Source organism: Brevundimonas sp., from assembly GCF_032055285.1.
In the GTDB taxonomy this organism is placed as follows: domain Bacteria; phylum Pseudomonadota; class Alphaproteobacteria; order Caulobacterales; family Caulobacteraceae; genus Brevundimonas.
The window spans coordinates 1-25,615 of sequence record NZ_DAMBRE010000010.1 but is presented as its reverse complement, the minus strand read 5'-3'; the positions used below and the strand labels follow the sequence as shown (position 1 = coordinate 25,615).

Sequence of the window (25,615 nt, the reverse complement as noted above, 5' to 3'; positions counted from 1 at the left end):
GAGCGCCGTCGGGCGCGAAAATTCGGGCCGTGAGCTTTTGAAAATCATGGACTTGAAGGCGGTAGGCTCATGTCGAGCTTGAGAAGGCGGATGGCGTTGCCGCTGCGAATTTTCTCTCTATCGCTGTCGGACAGATCGATCCCCTCGGTCAGGTCGCCATAGTCGTAGGCTCCGCCGAAATTGGTCCCGTAGACCAATTGGTCGGCCCCGACGACCTCGGCGACCGCGCGACGCAGGGCCGGGTGGTGGAGGTCCAGGTCGAAGTAGAAATTCTTCATGTAGTCCATCAACGGACGCTGGTTGCGGGCGTCCGGCGCCATGACGCCGTTCAGCTCCGAAAGGCGGCCCAGCTGGAACACGGCCATGCCTCCCGCATGGGTGATGTAGGTCTTCAGGCTCGGGAAGGCGTCCAGCGCTCCGCCGCAGATCAGGTACCAGAAGAACAGGGTCTCATCGACGCAGTCGCCGACGATGGAGGTGGTTTCGAACCGATCCTCGTGATGGCGCTCGCCCAGATAGATCGACTGATTGAAGCCGTGGACCATGATGGGCACGTCGAGTTCGACCAGCTTGGCCCAGACCGGAAACAGTCTTTCATCATAGGTCTGGATACCGTCGAAATTGGTGCCGCCCACGCACAACCCCTTGGCCCCCAGCACCCGAACGGCGCGGTCGATCTCTTCCACCGCGGCTTCCGGATCGGCCAGGTTGGCATGGGCCCAGAAATCAAACTTGTCCGGCATGACGCGGCAGAAGGCGGAGAGTTCGTCGTTGCAGATCCGGGCGTATTCGGTCCCGAATTCCCCGGCCCAGTACATGAAGGCGTGGGAGGGGGTGGACAGGACCAGCTTGTCGACGCCGCGCTGCTCCATCACGGCCAGACGCGCCTCGTGGGTCATCCGCGCCAGGAGGTTGGCCTCGGCCTCCGCATCGGTCGTCGCCTTGGCGGGCTGCTTGGTGCCGAGGGAGAAATGCCCGACCGTCAGGCCTTGCGGCTTCATGAAGGGGCCCCAGAACGGATGCCGGTTCAGCATGCCGGGGGTGAAGAGGTGCGCATGGACGTCGATCAGCATGGCCTGCCTTGCGTGTCTGTCATTGAAATCATATTCTCACTGTCGAATGATAACTTGCAAGTCACGAGGTGAAGTTCTTTCGCGTCGTTGGAGGGGGCGGAGCCTGAATGATGTCCCTGCGCCTGGCCGGAGGGCCCGATCGACGCCTCCTGGCGGTTGGAATCGTCGGATCCGCATTCTGTCTGAGGCTGGTGTTCGCCAGTCTTTCCGTGCGCCTGCCCGAGGTCGCCCTCGCGACAGGTCTGGCGCCTTGGCAGGTCGGCCTGCTCACGACCCTGCCGGTTCTGTGTCTTGGCGTTTTCGCCCCCCTGGCGCCGCAGCTGGCGCGGCTCTGGGGTGCGGAGCGCAGCCTGTTGGGCGCCCTCGTGCTGATCGCGTTGGGAACGGCGTGTCGCGCGTTAGGGCCGGTCTGGGCCCTGTTCTCGTTTTCGATCCTGACTGGCGCCGCCATAGCCACGGCCAATGTGCTGTTGCCGGCGCTCGTGAAGCGCGATTTTCAGGCCCGTTCCGCCTGGCTGACGGGCGCCTATGTCACGGCCATCTCCGGCGGCGCGGCCCTGGCGGCTGCGGTCACCATTCCGGTCGAGACCGCGCTTGGCGGCGGTTGGCGCCTGGGCTTGGCGATATGGGCCGCGCCAGTCGTCGTCATCTGCCTGATCTGGCTGCCTCTGGCGGGGAGCGGCGCGCAGGGGGCTAGGGCGGGCGCCGCGCCGGTTCCGGGGCTTTGGCGTCACCCCCTGGCCTGGAGCGTGGCGCTCTTCATGGGGTTTCAGTCGGCCCTGGCCTTCTGTGTCCTGGGGTGGTTGCCGCCCATCCTGCGCGAGCGGGGCCTCGACGCCGAGACCGCCGGCCTGGTCCTGTCCGTTCTGATCCTGGTCCAGCTGGCCACCTCCCTGACCATACCGGCGGCGGCGGCGCGGCGGCCGGACCAGCGGGGCCTGGCCCTGCTCCTGTCGCTGGCTGCGACGGGAGGGCTATTGGGCTTGTTGCTGGCGCCCCTGTCGGGCGTCTGGGTCTGGGCGGTCGTCCAGGGACTGGCCCAGGGCGGCCTGTTCTCTCTCGCCCTGACCCTGGTGCTCCTGCGCTCGGCCGACAGCCAGACGGCGTCGCAGTTGTCCGGCATGGCCCAGGGCGTAGGCTATGTCCCGGCGGCCTTGTCGCCGCTCGGCGTCGGCCTGCTGCACCAGTGGACCGGCGGGTTCGAGGCCGTGGCCGGATTGGCGGCCGTGATCGGCCTCGGTCTTGTCTTGTCCGGCCTGATCGCGGGCCAGGATCGGGTCGTCGCGCCCGCCGCCATGAAATCACCTCGCTAGACACGGAGCTTGCATGACCCCGTCGCTTTCACCGGACCCGGCGTCCGACAGGTTCAAGGGCAGGGTGGCTGTCGTCACCGGCGCGGGCGGGGGGATAGGCCGGGCCGCGGCCTTCCTGCTGGCGCGACAGGGCGCGTTCGTGGCGCTCAACGATCTGAACCCGGAACTGGCGGCGGCGGCCGTCTCCGGGATCGAGGCCGCAGGCGGCCGGGCTCTGGCTTTGCCGGGCGACGCCGCCGACGAGACCTTCGCCGCCGAGGCGGTCGCCGAGGTCATGCGGGGCTGCGGTCGCATCGATGTCCTGGTGAACAATGTCGGGATTTCGGTCGTGGCTCCCGCGGAGGACTTCATCGCCTGGGACCGGGTGGTGCGCACCAACCTCTATTCCCAGTTCTACTGGTCTCGGGAAGTCGCCAAGGCGGCGATGATCCCGGCCGGACGCGGGGCGATCGTCAACGTGGCCTCCATCGCCGGCCTGGCGGCCGTGCCGAACCAGATCGGCTATGTCGTGTCCAAGCATGGCGTGGTCGGCCTGACCCGGTCGCTGGCCGTCGAGTGGGGGCGTCACGGGATCCGCGTCAACTGCGTCTGTCCCGGCATCACGGCCACGGATTTGACGACCGGGGCGAACGGCATGGACCCTGAAAGGCTTAGGGCCCGTATCGCGCGCGTGCCCCTGGGACGGATGGGCGAAGCCGAGGAGCAGGCCCAGGCCATCGCCTACCTGGCGTCGGACGACGCCGCCTATGTCTCGGGCTTGATCATGAATGCGGACGGGGGGCAGCTGGCGCTGCATTCCGGGGTGATGACCTGACCGCGCCCCCGCGAGCGAGGTAGTCGAGGACCCGCCGGGAGACCAGTCGGCCCGGACCGCCCGAAACGCCTCCGCCGGGATGAATGCCGGCGCCGCCCAGAAAGAACCCGGGGGCCAGGGGCTCAGGGCCGCCGAGACCGAAAGCAGGACGTTTGACGCCCGCGCGCTGGGCGCCGAAATCGACATGGGTGACGCAGCCGCGGGTCAGGCCGGTGCGGGCCGCACGGTCCGGGCAGGTCTCGAACCAGCGGCCCAGTTCTGCGTCGAAGCCATCGTAATAGTCGGCGGCGCGCGCGACGACGGCCTGGGCGGCGGGAGCCTGTCCCCGCCGAGGCGGGGCCAAGGCCCTGCGGGGCTCGTCGGCGACGCCTGAAGAGAACGGAAAACGCCGCCTCGCCGGAGCGAAGCGGCGTTTTCGCCTCAGAGGCCGGTCGCGGTCAGGTCTGCGGGGCCGCCTTGCAGCGCCAGTTCGCTGCGTCGTAGACGGCGCCCGGCGCGCCCGCCTTGGCGGAATCGAACACCGCGACCTCGGGGTAACGGCAGAGCAGGAAGTCGCGCGAGGATCCGGTCGGCGGCGGCACGAGTACGCCCGACACCGTCTTGGTCGCCGGATCGGCGAACAGAAGCTGCAGGCGCTCGGCGCCACGGTGCGCGACGACCGGACCGGGGGCTTCGCCCTTTTCCACCCAGTTGATCAGTTCGGTCATCAGGACGTCCGGCGCATCGCCAGGGCCGGTGCCCGAACCGCAGTGGCCCATGCCGGGGATGCGGTAGAAGCTGGCGAACTGGCGCAGATCATCCATGCCGCCGACCGATCGGGCGGCGTCGGCGTAGTACTGCTCCATCTCGGTGTCGATGCAGCAGGGATCGCTGACCCCGTTCCACATCAGCACCTTGCCGCCGCGGTCGCGGTAGGGGGCGAGGTTGGCGCTGTAGGGGGCGCCGAAGTCCAGCTTGCGGGTCGCTTCCCACCAGGCGTCGATGGTCGCCTGGTCGTTCAGGTCCATGGTCATCACGTCGAAGTCGGGGCCGAAGAGCACCTTGGCCAGGGAACTGCCGATCACATAGCCAGGCGAAGAGCGGGCCATGTTCTCCACCGTGGCCGCGTCGGACCAGGGCGGGGGGACCTGACCCATGAAGCCGGCCCAGACGCTCATGTTGGAGATCGGGAAGCCGACCTTGATGAGGCCGGAGGGGCTGCGCGGACCGGCGACGATGGCCTTGATGCTCTTGAGCTCAGGCTGGGTCAGGCAGTCGGGACGATCACCGTCCTTGCAGGCCAGGGCGTCGAAGTCGAAGCTGCACTTGGTGTGGTCCTGGATGATGTCGTCCTTGGCGCCGTCGATTTCGTCGCAGGCGGCGGTGACCTTGGCGTCGAGCATGACGAACTTGGCGGGGGAGACCCAGGAGCCCGGCTCGCGCGCCATCTGCTGCGCGGCGTTGATGAAGGCGAGCATGGTCGCCGAGCTGCGGCCGCCAGGGGCGCCGAGCAGGACGCCGTCATAGTCTTCGGGGTGGCGTTCGATGGCTTCGGTGGACATGCGCCCGCCGCCGGAGCAGCCCGAGGTGTAGCGATAGAACAGCGCGCCGCCGTAGTAGGCGCGCGTGATCTGCTGGGTCGCCACCGCAGTGACGTGGGCGCCCCGGTCGATATGGTCGCGCGCCTGGGCGGGATCGGACAGGAAGCTCCAGTCGAGGATGTGGCCGGTATGGCCGGTGTCGGTCCCGGCGACGGCGAAGCCCTGCACGAGCGGATTGCCGGCGGGAATCTGGGAGTCCGACGGGACGTAGCCCGCCGCGCCGCCCATGCCGATGAAGTAGTAGCGGTTGCGCCAGTTCTCATCCGGCAGCTGGAGCCGGAAATTGACCTTGTTGGGGCCCGGGTTGGTGGTGACGACATAGCCCTCGACGCGGCAGTGCGGCACGGGGGCCGCTGTCGGGGTCGCCGAGGTGATCACAGTATCGGCCGGCGCTGCGGCCTGGATGGCCGCGGTTTCGCAGGTCCCCGCCGAGGCGGCGGAGCCATGAAACAGGATGGCGGCTCCCGCGGCGGCGCCGCAGACGAGAAGCCTGGATTTCACAGATAAGGTCACGCTAGTCCTCCCTTGGGTGTTGTGGTTCGGGCCGTCCCGGCGGTTGGGGCGGATGCGGCGGCGGGTCGATGACGCGCCGGCCTGGGATCAGGCGACGACGACCCGGGCCGACGCCAGATTCTCAAGCTGACGCCGCGCCGTCGGATCGCCCTCCCGGTTCAGGCGCACGCGGCAGGTGACGAAATAGACGCCCGGCCGGTCGAAGCGGGTCGTGGTCCTGAGGATCAGTTCGGTCTGTCCGGGCGGGACCTCCGCCTCGACGGCGAAGGCGCCTGAGGCGTCCAGGTCCCATTGAGCCTGGGTGAAGGTTCCGGCGCCTTCAGGCGCTTCGGCCTGTGCGGTGAAGGTCACCGGCTGGCCGACCTTGGCGTCGAAGCGGACGGCGCCGTCGACGGTGACCGCAACGACCGGTTGGACGCCGCCGCGCGCCTTGGCCGACGACGGCAGGCTGACCTTGCCGTCGGCGAACTCATAGGCGGTCTCGGCCGGCGGGACGCCTTGTTCGACCCAGGCTGCGAGATCGACCAGGCCCTGTTCGATGATCGGCATGTAGTTGATCAGCCAGGTCGAGGTGGCGCGTTCGGCGCAGCTGGGCAGGAGCATGGGCGGGACATGTTCGGCGTTCTGCGTCCATTGCAGGCGGAACTTCTCCCGGGCCGCCTCCGGTCCCAGGGCGTCCTCGACCGCGCGCTTGTAGATCACGCCCTGGGGCGGCCACAGCGAGGCGTCGTGGGTGTGGTGGATCCAGAGCAGCCTGCCCGAATACTGGCCGGAGTAGGGCACGCCCATGAGAGGCGACTGGGCCGGCACGCCGTGTTGCGGATAGACGGGACGGCCGTCGACGCGAAGGAAGTCGTTCAGCGGGTCGTCCGAAATATGGTGCCGGTAGGCATAGCAGAAGGCCAGGAAGGCGTGGTTGTCGAGGCGGACCCTGTCGCCGACCTCGACCCCGCGAAAGCGCAGGATATTGGCGTCGGCGCGGCCGTCGCAGAACCAGATGTCGCCGACGGCGCGGGTGCAGAACAGTTGCCGGCCCGCCGCGTCTCCGCTCTGGATCAGGACGCCGCTGCCGGTGCTGTAGCCGCCCTCGAGACCCTTGACCTCGATCGCCACCGGCAGGTCCCAGGCCCCTGAACTCGACGCCATCAGCAGGATCATTGCCTTTGCATCGGCGTACTCGGGCGCACTGAATTCCTCGCCCATCAGGTCCTGGGCGGTGATGATCCGGCTGATCGGCAATTCGATGTCGATGAGGTCGTCCGCCACCACCTCTGGGCGGTCGTGCCCCACATAGCCGGGCGTGTCCCAGAAGCGCGCGAAATAGTCGGCGTCCTCTTCCAGGAGCATGCCGGCGATCGAGCACCAGAGCCAGATCTGGCCCATGGGCTTGGCGATCATGAACTCGTCGCCGCGCGGGTAGCCGAGGCGGTACAGGTTGGCCAGTTCCTCGCGCTCGTGCTGGGAGAGGCCGACAAAGGGGTCGCCGCCTCCGCCGGGCGCCATGGCGTCGATGACCCGGTCCAGCTTGTCGCCGCGCAAGAGGCGCTGGACGTTGAACATGCTGCCGAACGAGAAGGGCTGTTCACTGCGGACGCGCGCATTGGTGCCGTGCGGCTCCACATTGCCGCCGCCCATGAAGGGCAGGGCGCCGTCGTAGACGCCGTCGCCGTACTCGAGGCAGAGGGGCGAGCGCCGCCCTCCGCCGCTGCCGCCCCAGACATAGCTGTAGTCGGGCTCGCGGCCGAAAACCTGGCGGCAGACGAATTTGGAAAAGCGCGCGCTCTCGACGCTGGCGCGATAGCCGTAGAGCCCGGGATCGATCCCGGCGCGCGGATCGACGTCGTCGCCGATATGGCCCGAGTTGGATTCGACCATGTAGCCGCCGAGCTTGACCATCATGTCGAGGCCGCCGAGCAGGGCGCCCATCGCGCCGGCGAAGGCTTCTTCATGGCCGGCGTGGGCGCCTTCGAGCGGATGATACATCCGGCCGCCCCATTCCTCCTCGGCGGGGAAGTAGAAGGTGAAACGGGTGTCTGTGTTCTCGAAGCCGCCGTGGATGTTGCGATGGGGGTAGGGGGCCTCGCGCCATTCGTCGCGGTCGATGTAGGGCGCGCCGAAATAGGGGTCCCGGACGGCGTAGCCGCGGGTGTCCAGGGCGGGGGTTTCAGCCGGGTCCGACATGGGCGCTCATCCTAATGTGTGACTGGTTTTGGGTTCTGGCTCTCCGGCCGATCGCCTCATCTATCCGCGTGTTCTGAAATCAGTCAATCATTCTCTAATCCGAATTCGCGTCAATGCGTGACCTCAAGGTGAAGGCAGCGGCTTTCGCGGAGAAACGAGAATTCTGACCTCAGACGAATGTTCTTGCCGATATTCTGCACATGTGAGACTGATTTGTTCAATGCACGGCAGGGGGACCTTCTCACCAGCGCCCAAAAATGGGCGCGGCCGGCATTGGAGGGAACGATGACGCACCACGCTTCTGGCGCTAATTCCGCGCGCCCAATTCGCAGGATCGGCCTGTCCGGCCTGCTGTTCGCCACCTGTATGACCGCGCCTACTTTCGGATTCGCGCAGTCGCCGACGCCTTCAACCAGTGACCCTAATCAGGTTTCCGCCATCGACGACGTCGTCGTCACGGCGCGTCGACGCCAGGAGCGGCTGCAGGAGGTGCCTCTCGCCGTGACCGCGCTGAGCCAGGAGGTCCTGGAGGAGAAGGGGGTTCGCGACGCCAACGATCTCGGCCAGGTCGCGCCCGGTCTCAGCGTTCAGAACACCACCGCCAACCGCAACAACATCACCTATTCGATCCGGGGGCAGGGCCAGGCGTTCGGCCAGAATTCTCCGGGCGTCGTTCCCTATTTCGCGGAGGTGCCGTCCTTCGGCGACGCAATTTTCGATCTTCAGGGCATCCAGGTCCTGAAGGGGCCGCAAGGGACCCTGTTCGGACGCAACACCACCGGCGGCGCCGTCCTCTTCGCGCCTCGCGCGCCCAGCGAGGCTTTCAACGGCTATGTCCTGGGCCGCTTCGGAGACTATGAGCGTCGCGACCTCGAGTTCGGTCTCGGCGGCCCGATCCTGGGCGACAAGCTGATGTTCCGCGTGGCCGGCCAGGTGCTGCGCCGCGAGGGCTATACCGACAATGTCACGAACGGCGACAAGCTGGACGACGAGCATCGTGAGGCCTGGAGGATCAGCCTGACCGCGCGTCCGTTCGAGGGTTTCGAGAACACCCTCCTGTATCAGGACGTCAATGTGGACGAGGCCGGGTCCGGCCTCTCTCTGGCGGTCATCGCGCCCTCCTATTCGAACCAGCCCATCTACGGCCAGCTCCAGGCCGCGCTTGCGGCCCAGAAGGCGCGCGGCCCTCGTGCGATCGCCACCAACTACGAGCCCGACTACATGAAGCTGGACAGTCAGGGATGGATCAACACCACGACCTGGGCCCTGAATGACCATCTGACGTTCAAGAACATCTACAGCCAGCGACGCTCCACCGCAGGCCAGTCCTACGACCTCGACGGCAGCCCGGTGACGGTCCTGCATGTGACCAATCCCCTCGGCAACAAGTCCAAATACACCAGCGAGGAGTTCCAGGCCCAGTTCAACGTCTGGAACATCGACGGGGTGGTCGGCTACTTCACCGAGGACGCAAAAACGCCTCTCAACTACGGCTTCGACACGCGCCAGTTCGTTCGCATTCCAGGGCTGTTGCCGAACGGCGGCGTCATCCAGGCCGTCAATATCGCCCAGTCCTCGTCGGGCAGCGAAGCCGTCTACGGCCAGATCGACTGGGCCGTCACCGACAGGCTGACCCTGACCGGCGGGCTGCGCAAGACGACGGATGAGAGGTCCAGCGGACCGTCCCAGACCTTTGTCCTCTTCTCGCCGCTCCAACCCTATCCGACCGAGCTGGGCGCGGGCGCGGGCGCCAGGATGTACGTTTCCTTTGACGCCACGACCTGGAACCTGGCCGCCAACTATCAGTTTAGCCGCGACCTCAATGTCTATGCGACTGTTCGCAAGGGCTTCAAGAGCGGGGGGTTCAACGGCACCGCGATCAATCCCGCCGACCGGTTCTTCCAGCCCGAGGAGGTGACCGACTACGAGGCCGGAGTGAAGGGGCTGTCCACCCTGGGCGGCTGGCAGGTGCGCTACGCCGTCGACGTCTTCTACGACGACTACACCAATATCCAGAGGTTTGTGAATCTGGCCACGGTGCCGGCCTCGACGGTGACCCGCAACGCCGCCGCCGGCTCCATCGCCGGGCTGGACCTTGATCTCACCGTCGCACCGTCCGACTGGTTCAGCGCCTCGCTCCAGTACACCTATCTGGACGCCAAGTACGACAGCTACACGGACGCCCTGCTCGGCGATCTGTCGAATAGCAAATTCCCCAATACCCCTGAACACCAGCTGAACTTCACGCCGCGGATCGAGATCCCGCTGCCGCAGGGCATGGGCGAGCTTTCGGCCCTGGCCAGCATCTACCACCAGAGCGGCATCGCCACCGATCCCGCCAATGTGCCCAACGGCAATCCTCTGGTCGCGCTGTCCAGCCTGGGCACCAATCTGGAGGGTTATACCCGCATCGACCTGCGGGCGGACTGGCGCAACATCAGGGGGACGGGCGTCAGCGCGGCCGCCTATATCCGCAACGCCACCGACGAGACCTACGTCACGGGCACCAATAATCAGCTCACAAGCGAGTTCGGCGTCGCCACCTATCTGTACGGGCAGCCCCGCTTCTTCGGGGTGGAGCTGAGGTACGCCTTCGGCTCCTGACCGCCGGCCGGTCGCCCGGCCGAGCGTCGCCGATCGACATTCCCTTCCCGCTGGCCCAGGGATCGGATATCGGTCGGCGGCGCTTGCGTCGTTTCGATCGCCCGGGGGCTCCGAAGGGACGGCGTCGTCTCCCACATGTCCGCCGACCGAGACGCCGGAACGGCGGACGGAAGTAGAGCAGGAATGGCCACCGATCCCGTCGCAGTTCAGCTTGCGGACACCCTTGCGGACATGATCCGGGGCGCCGGATTGAGGTCCGGCGCCCTGGTCGCGTCCGAGCAGGACCTGCGCGCCCGCCACGAGGTCGGGCGTTCGGTGCTGCGTCAGGCCGCCCGCATCCTCGAGGCGCGCGGCGTGGCCTTCATGAAGCGGGGAATCGGCGGAGGGCTCATCGTCGCCCCGCCGGATCCGGAGCCCGCCGGGCGGGCCCTCGCCATCCTGCTGGAAAGCCGGATGCAGGGGCCCTATGCCGCCGACCGGCTCCTGAAGGCCGTCGACACCCATGTCTTTCTGACCTCGACGCCCCGTCTCGACCCTGACGAGTGCGAACAGGTGCGCCAGCTCGCCTGGCGACTGAAGCGCGACTCGGAAACCAACCTGCCGCGCATGGGCGAGATCCGCCAGTTGCTGAGCGCCATTCGCGGCCTCGTGAAGGACCCGCTGGCCGGCCTCGCCTACCAGACAATCGCCGAGTACGGGCAGGACATGGCGCCCTATAGCGTCCTGGCGGGCGGCCTGGCCTACCGCGGCGCCTGGTGGGACTCCCTTCTCGAGATGATCGAGGCGCAGATCGCCGGCGACGTCGGAGCCCTGTTCGAACTCCGGGAACGCCAGTTGGCGCTGGTTCGTGACAGCCAGGCGGCCTGGAGCGCCATCGACCGCGACCAACGGCAGGTGCCCGTGATCGAGGGCGAACTGCCGGACGGGAGCGGCCATCCGGCCGAGCGCCTGGCGAGGGAGCTGCTGCGCGACGTGCGACTTCTGGGCTGGTCGGCCGGAGCCCGGATCGGCGGCGCCGGAGATCTTGTGGCGCGATACGGCGTCACGGTGAGCACCCTGCGCCAGGCCGTCCGCATGCTGGAGCAGCATTCCGTTGTCCGCATGGAGCGCGGTCGCGCCGGCGGCCTGGTCGTGGCCGTCCCCGAGCCCGCCGCAGCGATGGGACGCGCTCTCGACTATCTGGGCCGGACGGAGATCGATCCCCAGGATGCGACCTCCCTGCGGCGCCAGCTGGGCCTCAAGGCGCTCAGCGCCATCGCCGAAATGCCGAGGGAGCGTCGCGCCCTGGCGCTGGCAGGGGATGGGCCCGGCCTGTCGCTCGCCCGGTTCGGCGCGCTTTCGGGCGACGCCGCCATCGAGATCTTCAGCGCTGTCGTCGATGCGATTGCGCCGGTCGCCGACCACGACCGCCACGGTCTCGGCCCGTTGATCGCCGGAGCCCTCGCCGCCGGTGATGCGGCGCGCGCGCGGCGTCTCTTCCTGTCCCACGAGCAGCGCGTCTCGCGGAGGCGACCATGACCGCCGCCGTCCGCGAAGAGGGCCTGCTCGCGCCCCTGCGCGTCCCTGTGTTCCGACGCATCTGGTCGGCGAGCCTGCTGTCCAACTTCGGCATCCTGATACAGGGGGTCGGCGCGGCCTGGAGCATGAGTCGGCTGACCGACGACGCCATGATGGTGGCCCTGGTCCAGACCGCCCTGATGGCGCCCATCATGCTCTTCGCCCTGCCGGCCGGAGCAATCTCGGACATGTTCGACCGACGCCTGGTCTGCATCGGGGCGCTGAGCTTCGCGCTCGCCGGGGCGGTCGGTCTGTGCGTGGTGACGCTTCTGGGGCTCCTGACGCCGCCGATCCTGCTGGCCTTCTGTTTCGTCGTCGGCAGCGGGATGGCCGTCTTCGGCCCGGCCTGGCAGGCCTCGGTCTCCGAACAGGTGCCGGGCCAGGCCCTGCCGTCGGCCATCGCGCTCAACGGGATCAGCTATAATGTCGCTCGAAGCTTCGGGCCCGCCATCGGCGGCGTCATCGTCGCAGCGGTGGGGGCGATCGGCGCCTTCGCCGCAAACGCCGTCTTCTATCTGCCGCTGCTGACGGTTCTGCTGTTGTGGAAGCGCAAGCAGGAGCCGGCGCGACTGGCCCCTGAGACCTTCTGGCGCGCCCTCGTGTCTGGCGTTCGCTTCATCCGCTACGCCCCGTCCCATCGGGCCTTCATTGTCCGAACCCTCCTGTTCGGCCTGATCGGCGGCGTCGTTCCCGCCCTGATGCCGCTGATCGCCCGCGAGCTCCTGCAGGGCGATGCCCCGGTCTATGGTCTGCTTCTGGGCGCCTTCGGACTGGGGGCGGTGATCGGCGCCGTCATCCTGCCGTCGATCCGCCGCCGTCTTACGACTGAAACCTCTAGCCGCCTTTCAGCCGTCGTCATGGGGGCGGCGATCATCGTCGTCGCCGCGAGCCGTCATGAGGCCGCGACCCTGATGGCGCTCCTGGTCGCCGGCGTGGCCTGGACCAGCGTGCTGACGCTCTACAGCATCTCCATCCAGGTCTCGGCTCCGCGTTGGGTCGCCGGGCGGGCCCTGGCCATCTTCCAGGCGACGATCGCTGGAGGCGTGGCCCTGGGCGCCTGGGGATGGGGCCGCTGCGCCGACCAGATCGGCGTGGGCGACACGCTGCTTGTCGCGGGACTGCTGATGGCGACGTCGGCCCTGGCGGGCCTGTGGCTGCGGCTGCCGAACATGTCCCTGCCGCCCGAGGAACGGCAGCTCGATCGGGCCGGACCCGCCGTCGGACTCGACATCACGCCCCGTAGCGGTCCGATCGTCATCGAGATCGACTATGTCGTGCCGGCGCGCAATGCGCGCGCCTTCTACGCCGTGATGCAGAAGGTGCGCCGCTATCGCCTGCGCACCGGCGGCTACGGATGGTCCATCGCCCGGGATATCTCCGACGCCACGCGTTGGACCGAGCGGTTCCACGCCCCGACCTGGAACGACTACCAGCATCTGGTCCATCGGGGCGAGGGCTCGGGACGGGAGGGGCTGGACGAGAGCCGGGCGCTTCTGGATCCCGAGGCGCCGGTCCAGGTTCGTCGGCTGCTGGAGCGACCGGCCGGTTCGGTGCGGTGGCGGGACGAAACCCCGGATCTCGACGTCGGGCCGGAGCCCGCCGGGACGACGCCCTGACCCTGGCCAGACCAGGCGAAGGCGGCCGCCGGGCTAACGCCGGGGCCCGGCGAAGGGGGCAGGCGAGCGTCAACGCAAGGGCAGGGCGGTCGTCATCTTGGCGGCGCCCAGGGACATGGTCGAGTTGATCTCCTGCACGGTGGGCAGGGTGAGCAGGCGGCCGAAGGCGAGCTCGCGATAATCCTCAACCGTGCCGGTGATGATCCGGAGCAGGAAGTCGAACGGTCCCATGGTGGGGTGGATCTCGATGACCTCCGGCAGCCGGGAGACGGCGTCGATGAATTCCGTGAGATTGGTCCGTCCGTGGGCCGAAAGCTTGACGTTGGCGAAGATCGTGGTGTGGAGGCCGAGCTTTTCAGCGACCAGGCGCGGTCTGGCGTCCACGACATAGCCCTCGGCTTTCAATCGGTTGAGGCGACGCCAGCATGGAGATTGAGACAGTCCGACGCGGTCGGCGAGTTCAGCTGTCGTCAGGGGGAAGACGCGCTGGACCACGTCGAGGATGCGGCGGTCGATTTCGTCAGGTTCAAAGGTCGACATGGGGCGCGCTCTCGAAAACAGCCAGCGAGGATTTCTAATCCAGAAACTATTTCAGTAATAGATTTTCATTTCGATCTTAGAACTTTTTGGCGTGATTTCGAGAGCGGGGCGCCCGACGGGATGGGCCAGTATCGTGGCTCAACCTCGGTCGAGATCATGCAAAACCGTCCTCCTCTGCGCCTTCACATTCCCGAGCCGGTCGCCCGTCCCGGCGACGCGCCCGCCTTTGACCGCTCGCTCATTCCCGAGCCGGGCGACACCCGTCGCCCCGAGACGACCTCGGCGGAGGCGGACATGCGCGACCTGCCGTTCGGCCTCGTGCGGGTGCTCGATGACAACGGGGAGGCGTCGGGCCCCTGGAATCCCAAGCTTCCGACGGAGACGCTTCTGGCGGGCCTTCGCGCCATGCTGCTGACCCGCGCCTTCGACGAGCGCCTGTTCAGGGCGCACCGCCAGGGCAAGACCAGCTTCTACATGAAGTCGACGGGGGAGGAGGCGATCGGCGCCGCCCAATCCCTCTTCCTCGACCGCGACGACATGTGCTTCCCCACCTATCGGGTGCTGAGCTGGCTGATGGCGCGGAATTATCCGCTGATTGACCTGTGCAACCAGATATTCTCCAACGAGAAGGACCCTCTCAAGGGGCGCCAGCTCCCCATTCTCTATTCGGCGCGGGACTACGGCTTCTATTCGCTTTCGGGCAATGTCGGCAGCCGGTTCGGCCACGCCGTCGGCTGGGCCATGGCCTCGGCCTTCAAGGGCGGGCAATCCATCGCCCTGGCCTATATCGGCGAAGGCACGACCGCGGAGGGCGACTTCCACGAGGCCCTGACCTTCGCCAGCGTCTACCGGGCGCCGGTGATCCTGTGCGTCACCAACAACCAGTGGGCCATCTCCAGCTTCTCGGGCATCGCCGGCGCTGATGAGACGACCTTCGCAGCCAAGGCCCTAGCCTACGGCTTGCCGGGCCTGCGCGTCGACGGCAACGACTTCCTGGCTGTCTGGGCGGCTACGGAATGGGCGGCGGAGCGGGCGCGGATGAACCTCGGCGCCACCCTGATCGAACTTTACACCTATCGGGCGTCCGGACACTCCACCTCCGACGACCCGACCAAGTACCGGCCGGCCGACGAGGCCGAGGCCTGGCCCCTGGGCGATCCGGTGGAGCGGCTCAAGGCCCACATGATCGGCCTGGACCTCTGGGACGAGGACCGCCACGCCGCCCTGCAGGCCGAGCTCGACGCCGAGGTGCGCGCCGCCGTCAAGGAGGCGGAGGCCGTGGGCACCCTCGGCAAGTCCAAGCCCAGCGTGAAGGAGATGTTCGAGGGCGTCTTCAAGGACCCCGACTGGCGGGTCGTCGAACAACGCCGCGAACTGGGAATCTGAACCATGCCGACGATGAACATGATCCAGGCGCTGAATTCGGCGCTCGACGTGATGCTGACCGAGGATCCCGACACGCTGATCTTTGGCGAGGACGTCGGCTATTTCGGCGGCGTCTTCCGCGTCACCGACGGCCTGCAGAAGAAACACGGCCTGACCCGCTGTTTCGACGCGCCGATCTCCGAGGGCGGGATCGTCGCCACGGCCATCGGCATGGGGGCCTTCGGGCTGCGGCCCATCCCTGAAATCCAGTTCGCCGACTATATTCTACCGGCCTTCGACCAACTGGTGTCGGAGGCGGCGCGCCTGCGCTATCGCTCCAACGGCGAGTTCTGGGCCCCGATCACAGTGCGCTCGCCCTATGGCGGCGGCATCTTCGGCGGCCAGACGCACAGCCAGAGCCCCGAAGCCATCTTCGCCCACATCACCGGGCTGAAGACGGTCATCCCGTCCAATCCCTATGACGCCAAGGGCCTGCTGATCGCCTCGATCGAGGACGACGATCCGGTCATCTTCCTGGAGCCCAAGCGCCTCTACAACGGTCCCTTCGACGGGCGTCACGAACAGGCGCTCAAGACCTGGGCGGGCGATCCCATGGCCGAGGTGCCGGCCGGTCGCTACACCGTGCCGCTCGGCAAGGCCGCCATCGTGCGCGAGGGGACCGAGGCGACCGTGCTGGCCTATGGCACCATGGTCCATGTCGCCCTGGCGGGGATCGAGGACAGCGGCGTGGACGCCGAACTGATCGATCTTCGCTCCATCGTGCCCCTGGACGTCGACGCCATCGTCGCCTCGGTCAAGAAGACCGGACGATGCGTCATCCTGCATGAAGCATCGCGCTTCGGGGGCTTTGGCGGAGAGCTTTCCGCCCTGGTCCAGGAACGCTGCTTCTATCACCTTAAGAGCGCCGTCCAGCGGGTCGCCGGTTGGGACACGCCTTATCCGCACGCCTTCGAGTGGGACTATTTCCCCGGGCCCGCCCGGCTTGCGGCGGCCCTCAAGCGCACGATGGAGGACTAGGCCATGGGGCGGTATCTGTTCCGATTGCCCGATGTCGGCGAAGGCGTCGCCGAGGCCGAGGTCGTGGCCTGGCTGGTCAAGGTCGGCGACGTCGTCGAGGAAGACCAGAACCTGGTCGAGGTCATGACCGACAAGGCGACGGTCGAGATCAGCTCGCCGGTCGCAGGGGTGGTTGTCGCCGTCCACGGCGAGGTAGGCGGCATGCTGCCCGTAGGCGCCGTCCTGGTCGAATTCGAAAGCGAGGCGGGCGTGGAGACGCCTGCCGCGACGGCGCCCGTTCCGGCTGAAGCGACGATGGGCGCCGCCCCGTCGCCAGGCCCGGTTCCGGCTCCTGCGCCGGCCCTTTCGGAAAGGACGGCCGCGCCGTCCGGCGCCTTGCGTCGCAGTGCTTCATCGGGTCGTTCTGCGGGGGAGGCGCCGCTGGCTTCGCCTTCGACCCGTCGGCGCGCCCTGGATCTCGGCGTGTCCCTGATCCAGGTCCCCGGCACCGGGCCGGCGGGCCGGATCACGCCCGACGACCTCGAGGCCTATCTGGTGGCGGACAGCGAGGGCGGCGCCCGCTCGTCCCTGGTCGCTCGCACCGGAGTGAACGACACCCGTATCGTCGGCCTGAGGCGCAAGATCGCCGAGAAGATGCAGGAGGCCAAGCGCCGCATCCCGCACATCAACTATGTCGAGGAGTGCGACCTGACCGAGCTGGAGGCCCTGCGTCTCGACCTCAACCAGCACCGGACCGAGGATCAGCCCAAGCTGACCCTGCTGCCCTTCATCATGCGCGCCATAGTCAAGGCCCTGCCGGACTACCCGCAGATCAACGCCCTCTATGACGACGACGCGGGGGTGCTGCACGCCCACGAAGGCGTGCACATCGGCATCGCCACGCAGACGCCCAACGGGCTGATCGTGCCGGTCGTGCGTCACGCCGAGGCGCGCGACCTCTGGGACTGCGCCCGAGAGGTCGCGCGGCTGGCCAAGGCCGTGCGCGACGGAACGGCCGCGCGCGAGGAACTGTCCGGCTCGACCATCACCCTGACCAGCATGGGACCGCTCGGCGGGATCTCCTCCTCGCCGGTGATCAATCATCCCGAGGTGGCCATCCTCAACCCCAACAAGCTGGTGGACCGGCCGATGGTGCAGGGGGCCTTCGTCACGGTGCGCAAGATGATGAACCTGTCCTCCGCCTTCGATCACCGGATCGTCGACGGCTACGACGGCGCCCTGTTCGTCCAGCGGGTCAAACGCCTGCTCGAACACCCCGCCCTGATCTTCATGGACTGAAGCGATGACCAAGACCCTCAGACCCAAGGTCCTCGTCGTCGGCGGTGGACCGGGCGGCTATGTGGCCGCCATTCGCGCCGGACAGCTTGGGCTCGACACGGTTCTGGTCGAGACCGGGCGTCTGGGCGGCACCTGCCTGACGCGCGGCTGCATTCCCTCCAAGGCCCTGATCCACGCCGCCGGCCTCTATGAGGAGGCGACGGCGGCCTCGGGGGAGGCGGGGCGCTTCGGCATCCGCCTGAGCCAACCTCCGAGCCTGCGCTTTGACGAGACCATGAGCTGGAAGGACGGGATCGTCGATCGGCTGAGCGGCGGCGTGAGCGGCCTACTGCGCAAGGCCAAGGTTCGGGTCGTCACGGGATGGGCGACCTTTTCCGACGCCAAGACCTGTACGGTCGAGACCGCCGCCGGAAGGATGTCTATCCAGGCGGAACATGTCATTCTGGCGACGGGATCGACCCCGGTCGAGCTTGCCTTCCTCCCCTTCGGAGGCCGGGTGATTTCCTCAACCGACGCCCTTTCCCTGACGGAGGTGCCGGCGGCCCTCGCGGTGGTCGGCGGCGGCTATATCGGGCTGGAGCTCGGGATCGCCTTCGCCAAGCTGGGGTCGAAGGTGACCATCGTCGAGGCCCAGGATCGCATTCTGCCGCTGTACGACAGCCGGCTGACTGAGCCGGTGTCGCGATGGCTGGCGAAGCACGACGTCGACGTCCACCTCGGGGCCAGGGCCCTGGGGCAGGATGATGCGGGCCTGTTGATCCAGACGGCTGATGGATCTGAACCGGTCATTGTTCCCGCCGATCGCATCCTGGTCACTGTGGGCCGCAAGCCGCTGACGGAAGGCTGGGGCCTGGAGCAGATGGGCCTGGCGATGGAGGGCCGGTTCGTGAAGATCGACGACCGCTGCGCGACGTCGACGACCCAGGTCTGGGCCATCGGCGATCTGGTGGGGGAGCCCATGCTCGCCCACAAGGCGTCCGCCCAGGGCGAGATGGTCGCCGAAATCATCGCCGGTCACAGACGCCGGTTTGATCCGGTCGCCATCGCCGCCGTCTGCTTCACCGAACCCGAGATCGTCAGCGTCGGCCTGACGCCCGACCAGGCGCCCGAGGGCGTCGAGACCATCGTCGGCCAGTTCCCCTTCCAGGCCAATGGCCGGGCGCTGTCGATGGAGGCGGGCGACGACGGCGGCTTCGTGCGCGTCCTGGCGCGCAAGTCTGACCACCGGATCCTGAGTCTCCAGGCGGTGGGCCGCCACGTCTCGGAACTGGCGGGAGAGTTTTCGACCCTGATGGAGATGGGGGCTGTTCTGGAAGACGTCGCCGGCGTCATCCACGTCCATCCCACCCTGGGCGAGGCCGTCCACGAGAGCGCCCTGAAGGCGCTCGGCCACGCCCTTCACATCTGATTCCGAGCAGGCTTCATGAGCATTCCCTTCGCGCCCCAATCCATGGAATTCGGCCTCGGCGAGAACGCCGACGCCATTCGTGAAACCACCGCCCGCTGGGCCGCCGATCGGCTGGCCCCCCTCGCCGCCGAAATCGACGAGAAGAACGAGTTCAAACGCGAACTCTGGCCCGAGATGGGCGAGTTGGGCCTGCACGGCATCACCGTCGAGGAAGAGTTCGGCGGCCTCGGCATGGGCTACCTCGAACACGTCGTGGCGATGGAAGAAGTCAGCCGCGCCTCGGCCTCTATCGGCCTGAGCTACGGCGCCCACTCCAACCTGTGCGTCAACCAGATCCGCCGCTGGGGCACGCCCGAGCAGAAGCACAAATACCTGCCCAAGCTGATCTCGGGCGAACACGTCGGCTCCCTGGCCATGTCGGAAGCCGGTTCGGGCTCGGACGTCATGTCGATGCGCACCCGCGCCGACAAGAAGGGCGACCGCTACGTCCTGAACGGCACCAAGTTCTGGATCACCAACGCCCCCTCCGCCGACACCCTGGTGGTCTACGCCAAGACCGACCCCGAGGCCGGCTCCAAGGGCTGCACCGCCTTCCTGGTCGAGCGCGGCATGAAGGGCTTCTCGGTCTCCAAGAAGCTGGACAAGATGGGCATGCGCGGCTCCGACACCGCCGAGCTGGTGTTCGAGGATTGCGAGATCCCGGAAGAGAACGTCATGGGCCCGATCGGCGGCGGCGCCGGCGTGCTGATGAGCGGCCTGGACTATGAACGTGCGGTCCTGTCGGGCGGTCCCCTGGGCATCATGCAGGCGGCGCTGGACGTAGTCCTGCCCTACGTCCGCGAGCGCAAGCAGTTCGGCAAGCCCATCGGCAGCTTCCAGCTGATGCAGGCCAAGGTCGCCGACATGTACGTCGCCCTGAACAGCGCCCGCGCCTATGTCTATGCCGTGGCCCGCGCCTGCGACCAGGGCAAGACCACTCGCTACGACGCGGCCGGCGCCATCCTGCTGGCCTCGGAAAACGCCGTAAAGGTGTCGCTGGAGGCCGTTCAGGCCCTGGGCGGCGCCGGCTACACCAGGGAGTGGCCGGTCGAGCGTCTGGTCCGCGACGCCAAGCTCTATGACATCGGCGCCGGCACCAATGAAATCCGCCGCTTCCTGATCGGACGCGAGCTTCTGGGCTCATGAGCGCTCCGGTCCTCGTTTCGAAACTGCTCACGAACAGCGATCAGTTCAAGAGCAATGCAGCCCACAACCGCGAGCTCGCCGAGACCCTCCGCCGCGCTGTGGCCAAGGCCGGCCTGGGCGGAGGGCAGCGCGCGCGCGACCGCCATGTGGCGCGGGGCAAGCTGCTGCCGCGCGACCGGGTCGAACGCCTGCTGGATCCCGGGTCGCCCTTCCTCGAGGTCGGCCAGTTGGCCGCCAACGGCATGTACGGCGACGCTCTGGATCCGGATGGCGCGCCCGGCGCGGGCATGATCTGCGGCGTCGGTCGGGTGTCGGGCCGCGAGGTCATGATCGTCGCCAACGACCCGACGGTGAAGGGCGGCGCCTACTTCCCGCTGACGGTGAAGAAGCACCTGCGGGCGCAGGAAATCGCCGAGCAGAACAACCTGCCTTGCGTCTATCTGGTCGATTCGGGCGGGGCCAACCTGCCGCACCAGGCCGAGGTCTTCCCCGACCGCGACCACTTCGGCCGCATCTTCTTCAACCAGGCGCGGATGTCGGCCAAGTCGATCCCGCAGATCGCCTGCGTCATGGGCTCCTGCACGGCCGGCGGCGCCTATGTCCCGGCCATGTCCGACGAGACGGTGATCGTGCGCAATCAGGGCACCATCTTCCTGGCTGGCCCGCCGCTGGTGAAGGCCGCGACCGGCGAGGTCATCTCGGCCGAGGAACTGGGCGGCGCCGAGACCCACGGCCGCAAGTCCGGCGTGGTCGACCATGTGGCCGAGAACGACGAACATGCCCTGACCATCGTGCGGGACATCGTCTCGCACCTGCCGCGGCAGGGCGGGGCGGACCTCGACCTGGCGCCCGTTCGAGCGCCGCTCTATCCGGCGGAAGATCTCTACGGGGTTGTTCCCCAGGACGTGCGCGCCCCCTACGACGTGCGCGAGATCATCGCCCGCATCGTCGACGGGTCGGAGTTCCATGAGTTCAAGGCCCTGTACGGCGCAACCCTGGTCTGCGGCTTCGCCCACATCTGGGGACAGCCGGTGGCCATCCTGGCCAACAACGGCGTCCTGTTCTCGGAGAGCGCCCAGAAGGGCGCGCACTTCATCGAACTGGCCTGCAAGCGCAAGATTCCGCTGCTCTTCCTGCAGAACATCTCGGGCTTCATGGTCGGCGGCAAGTACGAGGCCGAGGGCATCGCCAAGCACGGCGCCAAGCTGGTGACGGCCGTCGCCAGCGCCGAAGTGCCCAAGTTCACCGTTCTGATCGGCGGCAGCTTCGGCGCCGGCAACTATGGCATGTGCGGCCGGGCCTACAGCCCGCGCTTCCTCTTCACCTGGCCCAACAGCCGCATCAGCGTGATGGGCGGCGAGCAGGCGGCCAGCGTCCTGGCCACCGTCCACCGCGACGCGGATGCCTGGACGCCCGAGGAGGCCGAGACCTTCAAGGCCCCGATCCGCCAGAAATACGAGGACGAGGGCAATCCCTATTACGCCACCGCCCGCCTGTGGGACGACGGCGTCATCGATCCGGCCCAGACCCGCGACGTCCTGGGCCTGGCCATCAGCGCCAGCCTGAACGCCCCCATCCCCGAGACGCGCTTCGGCGTGTTCCGGATGTGATGGAGGGGGTGCAGGCAGCGGGTCTGTCGGGACTGGCCGATGCGGAGCTTGAGCTGGCGCGTCGACACCTGGGCAAGCTGATCGCGGACACCAACCAGGCCATGGCCCGCTGCGGCCCTGGGGCGGGGTGGGATTCCGTCCTGGAACGTCTGGACGCGGCCATGGCCGACTATGTGGGCGAAACACACCGCCGGGCCGGGGCGGCGTCGTACGCCGCTGCCGCAGCGGGATTGAGGTTCTGATGTTCAAATCCCTTCTGGTCGCCAATCGCGGCGAAATCGCCTGCCGGGTCTTCCGCACCGCCCGGCGCATGGGCGTCCGAACCATAGCCGTCTATTCCGAGGCCGACGCCGGCGCCCTGCATGTCCGCGAGGCGGACCAGGCGGAGCCGATCGGCCCTGCTGCGGCGCGCGAATCCTATCTCGATGTCGCCCGGGTCCTGGCGGCCGCAAAGGCCGCGGGCGCTGAGGCCGTTCATCCCGGCTACGGCTTCCTGTCGGAGAACGCCGACTTCGCCGAGGCCGTGATCGCCGCCGGCCTGGTCTGGGTCGGGGCTCCGCCGTCGGCCATCCGCGCCATGGGTCTGAAGGACGCCGCCAAGGCCTTGATGATCGCCGCAGGGGTCCCGGTCACGCCCGGCTACATGGGAGAGGACCAGCGGCCCGAACGGCTCAGGGCCGAGGCTGACGCCATTGGCTATCCGGTCCTGATCAAGGCGGTGGCCGGCGGGGGCGGCAAGGGCATGCGCCGGGTCGACGCCGCCGAGGACTTCCTGGACGGGTTGCAGTCCTGTCGCCGCGAGGCCGCGGCCGCTTTCGGCGACGATCGGGTCCTGATCGAGAAGTACATCCTGTCGCCCCGCCATATCGAGGTGCAGGTCTTCGGCGACCTACACGGCAATGTCGTGCATCTTTTCGAACGCGACTGTTCGCTGCAGAGGCGGCATCAGAAGGTGATCGAGGAGGCGCCGGCGCCCGGCATGACGCCCGAGGTGCGCGAGGCGGTCTGTGCGGCGGCCGTGAAGGCGGCGCGGGCCGTAGGCTATGTGGGGGCCGGAACCATCGAGTTCATAGCCGATGCGTCCGAGGGCCTGAGGGCCGACCGGATCTGGTTCATGGAGATGAACACCCGGCTTCAGGTCGAGCATCCGGTCACCGAAGCGATCACCGGCCAGGACCTGGTGGAGTGGCAGTTGCGCGCGGCCGCCGGCGAAGTCTTGCCGAAGCGACAGGAGGAGCTGGCTATCGACGGCTGGGCCATGGAGGCGCGGCTCTATGCGGAAAACCCGAGCGCCGGCTTCCTGCCTTCGATCGGCCGCCTGGAGCACCTGCGCCTGCCCGAAGGGGTGCGGGTCGATACCGGCGTGCAGGAAGGCGACGAGGTCACGGCCTTTTATGACCCCATGATCGCCAAGCTGATCGTCCACGCCCCGACGCGCCAGGCCGCCGCCGCCAAGCTGGCCGAGGCGGCCGGACGCGTGGAGGTCTGGCCCGTCCGCACCAATGCGGCCTTCCTGGCGCGCGCCGCCGCCGACGAAGGCTTCGCCGCCGGACGCGTGGATACCGGCTTTATCGAGCGCGGCGTCGACGCCCTTGTCCCCGGCGTCGAGCCTTCGATCACGGTCCAGGCGGCGGCGGCGGCGGCCCTTATCCCAGGGCCCGACGCCGGGGCCTGGACGGACCTGGCCGGTTTTCGAGCCAATGCTCCCGCCCAGGGCCTGGTTTCGGTCTCCATCGCCGGGCAGGCCTATCGGATCGAGGCGGCGCGGACATTGCAGGGACGGGTTGCAGCGGTTGGGGGACGCGAGATTCTCTTCATTCACGGCGAGGCCTGGCCGTTTGGGCCGGGTCGTGTCGAGGCGAGGGGGGAGGGCGAGGGCCTCTCGGACGGGGTCGTCCTCAGCCCGATGCCGGGCAAGGTCATTGCGATCGAGGTCGAGGAGGGCCAGAGGGTCAGCCGCGGTCAGAAGCTCCTGACCCTGGAGGCCATGAAGATGGAGCATGGCATGGCGGCGCCCTTCGACGGGCGGGTGGCCGACCTGGCGGCCGTCGCCGGCGAGCAGGTCGCCGAGGGCGTCGCCCTGGTGCGCATCGAGGCGGACCCGGATTGATCCCTAGCCTTCAATGCCGCCCTTGTGGCTCGGGCCGCACGGAGCGGCGGGCGCTTCTCTAGGTCTCGAGTTCGGCCATGCGCGCCTGATGGCGTTCGAAATGGCCCGGACGAAGCTCCACCCAGACGCCCCGCGCTACGGCCAGGTCGCGGTCGCTTCCCTGCAGGCGCAGGACGCCGGTCAGATGGTTGCGGCGTCCTTCCCGCGCGGCGATTTCCAGGTGGATCTCGAGCGGCTGTTCGATGGGCACGGGCAATAGATAATCCACGGCGAGGGTGGCCGTGACCGACTTGACGCCCGTATGAACCAGGAAGCGGCCCAGGACGTCGTCGAACACGGCGGCCGTCCACCCGCCATGCGCCACGCGCGGACCGCCTTCGAAGGCGGCGGGACAGGCGAGGCGGACGCGTGCGGCGGTTTCGCTCAGGGCGACGAAGTCGTCCGCGCCGAAGCGGCAGGGCGTCCGGCTCATCTGGCAGCCGCGGCAGGGCGAAACGAGGTCAGCGGTCATCAGGGGGTCCAGCGCAAGCTTTGATTGAGTTTACTCTATTGAGACTATTCTTCTGTCACTAGAAGAATGTGGCAAGGAAGGGTTGGTGGATTCTCGTCGTTTCGACGCGGCGCGGGTCGGGCGACGACGCTCTTCAGCGTGCATGAGGGCTTTCAGGAGAGACTATGGCGGAATCGACAACAGCAGGGGCGTTGGACGCTGACGACGAGGTCGAGACGAACCTGACGGGGGAGGCTGTGGATGCGAACGAGCGCATGGTGCTGGTCAAGCCCGTCTCGAACGCCATCCGGATTCTGAAGTATCTGGTGGAGGCTGGCGGGCCGACCCGCTCCGTCACCATCTCGCGCGCGCTCGGCATCAACGCCAGCACCTGTTTCAATATTCTTCGCACCCTCGTGGTCGAGGAGATCGTCGAATTCGATCCCGTGGCCAAGACCTATACGGTCGGCATGGGCCTCACCGCCCTGGTCGGCGAACTGCTGACCGAGGGCCAGAGGGTCGCCGCCGCCGCGCCGCTCATGGCGGAGATCGCCGCGCGCTTCAATATCACGGTGACGCTGTGGAAGCGGCTGGGCGTTGACAAGATCGTCCTGGTGAAGAGCGTCGCCAGCCCTGCGGACGTGCGCATTGAAATGGCTGAGGGGCAGCGCCTGCCCATCCTGATGGCCGCTACCGGACGCGCCATGGCGCCCTATCTCGGCTGGACCCTCAAGGCGCTGAAGGAGTCGTTCAAGTCGCTGCGCTGGCAGGCGCCGCTGACGTTCGAGGAATACTGGGCCCAGGTCGAAGCGGCCCAGGCGCGGGGGTGGGCGGTCGACCGCGGCTATTTCACGCGCGGGGTCCAGACCGTGGCCGCGCCCGTGTTCGACCGTGCGGGCGAGGTGACCTTCACCATCGTCGGGGTCATGCTCTCCGAACAGTATGAAGACGCCGCCCTCGGCGAGATCGGCGAAGCCCTGCGGGACGTGTCGCACCGTTTGACGCGCGCTCTGACCTGATCCTCTTCGCCGATCGCAACCGGATCGCCTGAGGAAGCCCTTCCATCCTGGGAGTCACAAGCTTGCACGCTCCGGGCAGGGCAGGGCAGGGGCGCCCGCTGTTGCGCCGGCATCTCCAGTGGTCTGATCGCGCCAAGGCCAGGTCAGGCGCAATCAGGCGTGGACGTGAAGATTGTTCTTCATATAGAATGTCATTCTGAAAATAGCGTCGCTGGCGGCCGGGCTCCCCGGAGCGGTCGGCAGCGTCGAAAACGCGGAGGAGTGCGCATGACTGTCGATGACCTGATCCTTGTGAGCGTGGACGATCACGTGATTGAACCT

20 protein-coding genes are annotated in these 25,615 nt (G+C 67.7%); 15 read left to right on the top strand and 5 right to left on the bottom strand.

The window, feature by feature from the left end:
- Positions 1 to 44 precede the first annotated feature (44 nt).
- Complete coding sequence (locus RTY13_RS16175; RefSeq protein ID WP_312785011.1) at positions 45 to 1,073, bottom strand: amidohydrolase family protein; 1,029 nt, start codon at positions 1,071 to 1,073, stop codon at positions 45 to 47.
- A gap of 107 nt (positions 1,074 to 1,180) precedes the next feature.
- Between RTY13_RS16175 and RTY13_RS16170 the strand changes: the two genes are divergently transcribed.
- The 3 genes from RTY13_RS16170 to RTY13_RS16160 all read left to right on the top strand — a co-directional run bounded on the left by RTY13_RS16170 (position 1,181) and on the right by RTY13_RS16160 (position 3,573).
- Complete coding sequence (locus RTY13_RS16170) at positions 1,181 to 2,386, top strand: MFS transporter (protein ID WP_312785010.1); 1,206 nt, start codon at positions 1,181 to 1,183, stop codon at positions 2,384 to 2,386.
- Between the two features lie 13 nt (positions 2,387 to 2,399).
- Positions 2,400 to 3,200 carry an SDR family NAD(P)-dependent oxidoreductase gene (locus RTY13_RS16165; protein ID WP_312785008.1) on the top strand — a complete coding sequence of 267 codons (801 nt, stop codon included), beginning with the start codon at positions 2,400 to 2,402 and terminating at the stop codon, positions 3,198 to 3,200.
- Between the two features lie 184 nt (positions 3,201 to 3,384).
- The gene (locus RTY13_RS16160) at positions 3,385 to 3,573 is read left to right on the top strand and encodes a hypothetical protein (RefSeq protein WP_312785006.1); all 189 of its coding nucleotides are present in this window, start codon (positions 3,385 to 3,387) and stop codon (positions 3,571 to 3,573) included.
- A gap of 64 nt (positions 3,574 to 3,637) precedes the next feature.
- On the opposite strand, the gene RTY13_RS16155 is transcribed toward RTY13_RS16160, so the two are convergent.
- Positions 3,638 to 5,293, bottom strand: coding sequence for a tannase/feruloyl esterase family alpha/beta hydrolase (locus RTY13_RS16155; RefSeq protein WP_312785004.1), 1,656 nt, complete (start codon positions 5,291 to 5,293; stop codon positions 3,638 to 3,640).
- 87 nt (positions 5,294 to 5,380) lie between these two features.
- Complete coding sequence (locus RTY13_RS16150; protein WP_312785002.1) at positions 5,381 to 7,474, bottom strand: hypothetical protein; 2,094 nt, start codon at positions 7,472 to 7,474, stop codon at positions 5,381 to 5,383.
- Between the two features lie 177 nt (positions 7,475 to 7,651).
- On the opposite strand from RTY13_RS16150, the gene RTY13_RS16145 reads away from it, so the two are divergent.
- From RTY13_RS16145 to RTY13_RS16135, 3 genes are all read left to right on the top strand, one after another.
- Entirely contained in the window at positions 7,652 to 10,078 is a 2,427-nt protein-coding gene (locus RTY13_RS16145) for a TonB-dependent receptor domain-containing protein (protein WP_312785000.1), read from the top strand.
- A gap of 183 nt (positions 10,079 to 10,261) precedes the next feature.
- On the top strand, positions 10,262 to 11,596 hold the full coding sequence (locus RTY13_RS16140) for a GntR family transcriptional regulator (RefSeq protein ID WP_312784998.1): 1,335 nt from the start codon (positions 10,262 to 10,264) through the stop codon (positions 11,594 to 11,596).
- Positions 11,593 to 13,251 carry an MFS transporter gene (locus RTY13_RS16135; RefSeq protein ID WP_312784996.1) on the top strand — a complete coding sequence of 553 codons (1,659 nt, stop codon included), beginning with the start codon at positions 11,593 to 11,595 and terminating at the stop codon, positions 13,249 to 13,251. Before RTY13_RS16140 ends, RTY13_RS16135 begins: the two co-directional genes overlap by 4 nt.
- 69 nt (positions 13,252 to 13,320) lie before the next feature.
- On the opposite strand, the gene RTY13_RS16130 is transcribed toward RTY13_RS16135, so the two are convergent.
- Positions 13,321 to 13,791, bottom strand: a complete 471-nt coding sequence (locus RTY13_RS16130; protein ID WP_312784994.1) for an Lrp/AsnC family transcriptional regulator — start codon at positions 13,789 to 13,791, stop codon at positions 13,321 to 13,323.
- 120 nt (positions 13,792 to 13,911) lie between these two features.
- Here RTY13_RS16130 and RTY13_RS16125 point away from each other — a divergent pair, with 120 nt between their 5' ends.
- The 8 genes from RTY13_RS16125 to RTY13_RS16090 are packed head-to-tail and all read left to right on the top strand — an operon-like array spanning position 13,912 to position 23,785.
- Entirely contained in the window at positions 13,912 to 15,177 is a 1,266-nt protein-coding gene (locus RTY13_RS16125; protein ID WP_312784992.1) for a thiamine pyrophosphate-dependent enzyme, read from the top strand.
- A 3-nt stretch (positions 15,178 to 15,180) separates the two neighbouring features.
- Positions 15,181 to 16,194, top strand: coding sequence for an alpha-ketoacid dehydrogenase subunit beta (locus RTY13_RS16120; RefSeq protein WP_178828596.1), 1,014 nt, complete (start codon positions 15,181 to 15,183; stop codon positions 16,192 to 16,194).
- Positions 16,195 to 16,197: 3 nt separating this feature from the next.
- Entirely contained in the window at positions 16,198 to 17,472 is a 1,275-nt protein-coding gene (locus tag RTY13_RS16115) for a dihydrolipoamide acetyltransferase family protein (protein WP_312784988.1), read from the top strand.
- Positions 17,473 to 17,476: 4 nt separating this feature from the next.
- Positions 17,477 to 18,880, top strand: coding sequence for a dihydrolipoyl dehydrogenase (gene lpdA, locus RTY13_RS16110; protein WP_312784986.1), 1,404 nt, complete (start codon positions 17,477 to 17,479; stop codon positions 18,878 to 18,880).
- A gap of 15 nt (positions 18,881 to 18,895) precedes the next feature.
- Positions 18,896 to 20,065: an isovaleryl-CoA dehydrogenase gene (locus RTY13_RS16105; protein ID WP_312784984.1), complete on the top strand. Its 1,170-nt coding sequence runs from the start codon at positions 18,896 to 18,898 to the stop codon at positions 20,063 to 20,065.
- On the top strand, positions 20,062 to 21,675 hold the full coding sequence (locus RTY13_RS16100) for a carboxyl transferase domain-containing protein (RefSeq protein WP_312784982.1): 1,614 nt from the start codon (positions 20,062 to 20,064) through the stop codon (positions 21,673 to 21,675). The genes RTY13_RS16105 and RTY13_RS16100 overlap by 4 nt, the downstream gene beginning before the upstream one ends.
- Before the next feature lie 8 nt (positions 21,676 to 21,683).
- Complete coding sequence (locus tag RTY13_RS16095) at positions 21,684 to 21,917, top strand: hypothetical protein (RefSeq protein WP_312784980.1); 234 nt, start codon at positions 21,684 to 21,686, stop codon at positions 21,915 to 21,917.
- A complete protein-coding gene (locus RTY13_RS16090; RefSeq protein ID WP_312784978.1) occupies positions 21,917 to 23,785 on the top strand; it encodes an acetyl/propionyl/methylcrotonyl-CoA carboxylase subunit alpha in 1,869 nt (622 codons plus the stop codon). The genes RTY13_RS16095 and RTY13_RS16090 overlap by 1 nt, the downstream gene beginning before the upstream one ends.
- Positions 23,786 to 23,843: 58 nt before the next feature.
- On the opposite strand, the gene RTY13_RS16085 is transcribed toward RTY13_RS16090, so the two are convergent.
- On the bottom strand, positions 23,844 to 24,296 hold the full coding sequence (locus RTY13_RS16085; RefSeq protein ID WP_312784976.1) for a PaaI family thioesterase: 453 nt from the start codon (positions 24,294 to 24,296) through the stop codon (positions 23,844 to 23,846).
- 164 nt (positions 24,297 to 24,460) lie between these two features.
- On the opposite strand from RTY13_RS16085, the gene RTY13_RS16080 reads away from it, so the two are divergent.
- On the top strand, positions 24,461 to 25,294 hold the full coding sequence (locus tag RTY13_RS16080; RefSeq protein WP_312784974.1) for an IclR family transcriptional regulator: 834 nt from the start codon (positions 24,461 to 24,463) through the stop codon (positions 25,292 to 25,294).
- Positions 25,295 to 25,615: the final 321 nt, after the last annotated feature.

Bases quoted from the DNA above. Each gene is read 5' to 3' on its own strand.
- RTY13_RS16175 (WP_312785011.1), bottom strand. From the start codon at position 1,073: ATGCTGATCGACGTCCATGCGCACCTCTTCACCCCCGGCATGCTGAAC.
- RTY13_RS16100 (WP_312784982.1), top strand. From the start codon at position 20,062: ATGAGCGCTCCGGTCCTCGTTTCGAAACTGCTCACGAACAGCGATCAG.
- RTY13_RS16140 (WP_312784998.1), top strand. From the start codon at position 10,262: ATGGCCACCGATCCCGTCGCAGTTCAGCTTGCGGACACCCTTGCGGAC.
- RTY13_RS16090 (WP_312784978.1), top strand. From the start codon at position 21,917: ATGTTCAAATCCCTTCTGGTCGCCAATCGCGGCGAAATCGCCTGCCGG.
- RTY13_RS16145 (WP_312785000.1), top strand. From the start codon at position 7,652: ATGTTCTTGCCGATATTCTGCACATGTGAGACTGATTTGTTCAATGCA.
- RTY13_RS16080 (WP_312784974.1), top strand. From the start codon at position 24,461: ATGGCGGAATCGACAACAGCAGGGGCGTTGGACGCTGACGACGAGGTC.
- RTY13_RS16160 (WP_312785006.1), top strand. From the start codon at position 3,385: ATGGGTGACGCAGCCGCGGGTCAGGCCGGTGCGGGCCGCACGGTCCGG.
- RTY13_RS16150 (WP_312785002.1), bottom strand. From the start codon at position 7,474: ATGTCGGACCCGGCTGAAACCCCCGCCCTGGACACCCGCGGCTACGCC.
- RTY13_RS16105 (WP_312784984.1), top strand. From the start codon at position 18,896: ATGAGCATTCCCTTCGCGCCCCAATCCATGGAATTCGGCCTCGGCGAG.
- lpdA (WP_312784986.1), top strand. From the start codon at position 17,477: ATGACCAAGACCCTCAGACCCAAGGTCCTCGTCGTCGGCGGTGGACCG.
- RTY13_RS16130 (WP_312784994.1), bottom strand. From the start codon at position 13,791: ATGTCGACCTTTGAACCTGACGAAATCGACCGCCGCATCCTCGACGTG.
- RTY13_RS16085 (WP_312784976.1), bottom strand. From the start codon at position 24,296: ATGACCGCTGACCTCGTTTCGCCCTGCCGCGGCTGCCAGATGAGCCGG.
- RTY13_RS16120 (WP_178828596.1), top strand. From the start codon at position 15,181: ATGCCGACGATGAACATGATCCAGGCGCTGAATTCGGCGCTCGACGTG.
- RTY13_RS16170 (WP_312785010.1), top strand. From the start codon at position 1,181: ATGATGTCCCTGCGCCTGGCCGGAGGGCCCGATCGACGCCTCCTGGCG.
- RTY13_RS16125 (WP_312784992.1), top strand. From the start codon at position 13,912: ATGGGCCAGTATCGTGGCTCAACCTCGGTCGAGATCATGCAAAACCGT.
- RTY13_RS16115 (WP_312784988.1), top strand. From the start codon at position 16,198: ATGGGGCGGTATCTGTTCCGATTGCCCGATGTCGGCGAAGGCGTCGCC.
- RTY13_RS16135 (WP_312784996.1), top strand. From the start codon at position 11,593: ATGACCGCCGCCGTCCGCGAAGAGGGCCTGCTCGCGCCCCTGCGCGTC.
- RTY13_RS16165 (WP_312785008.1), top strand. From the start codon at position 2,400: ATGACCCCGTCGCTTTCACCGGACCCGGCGTCCGACAGGTTCAAGGGC.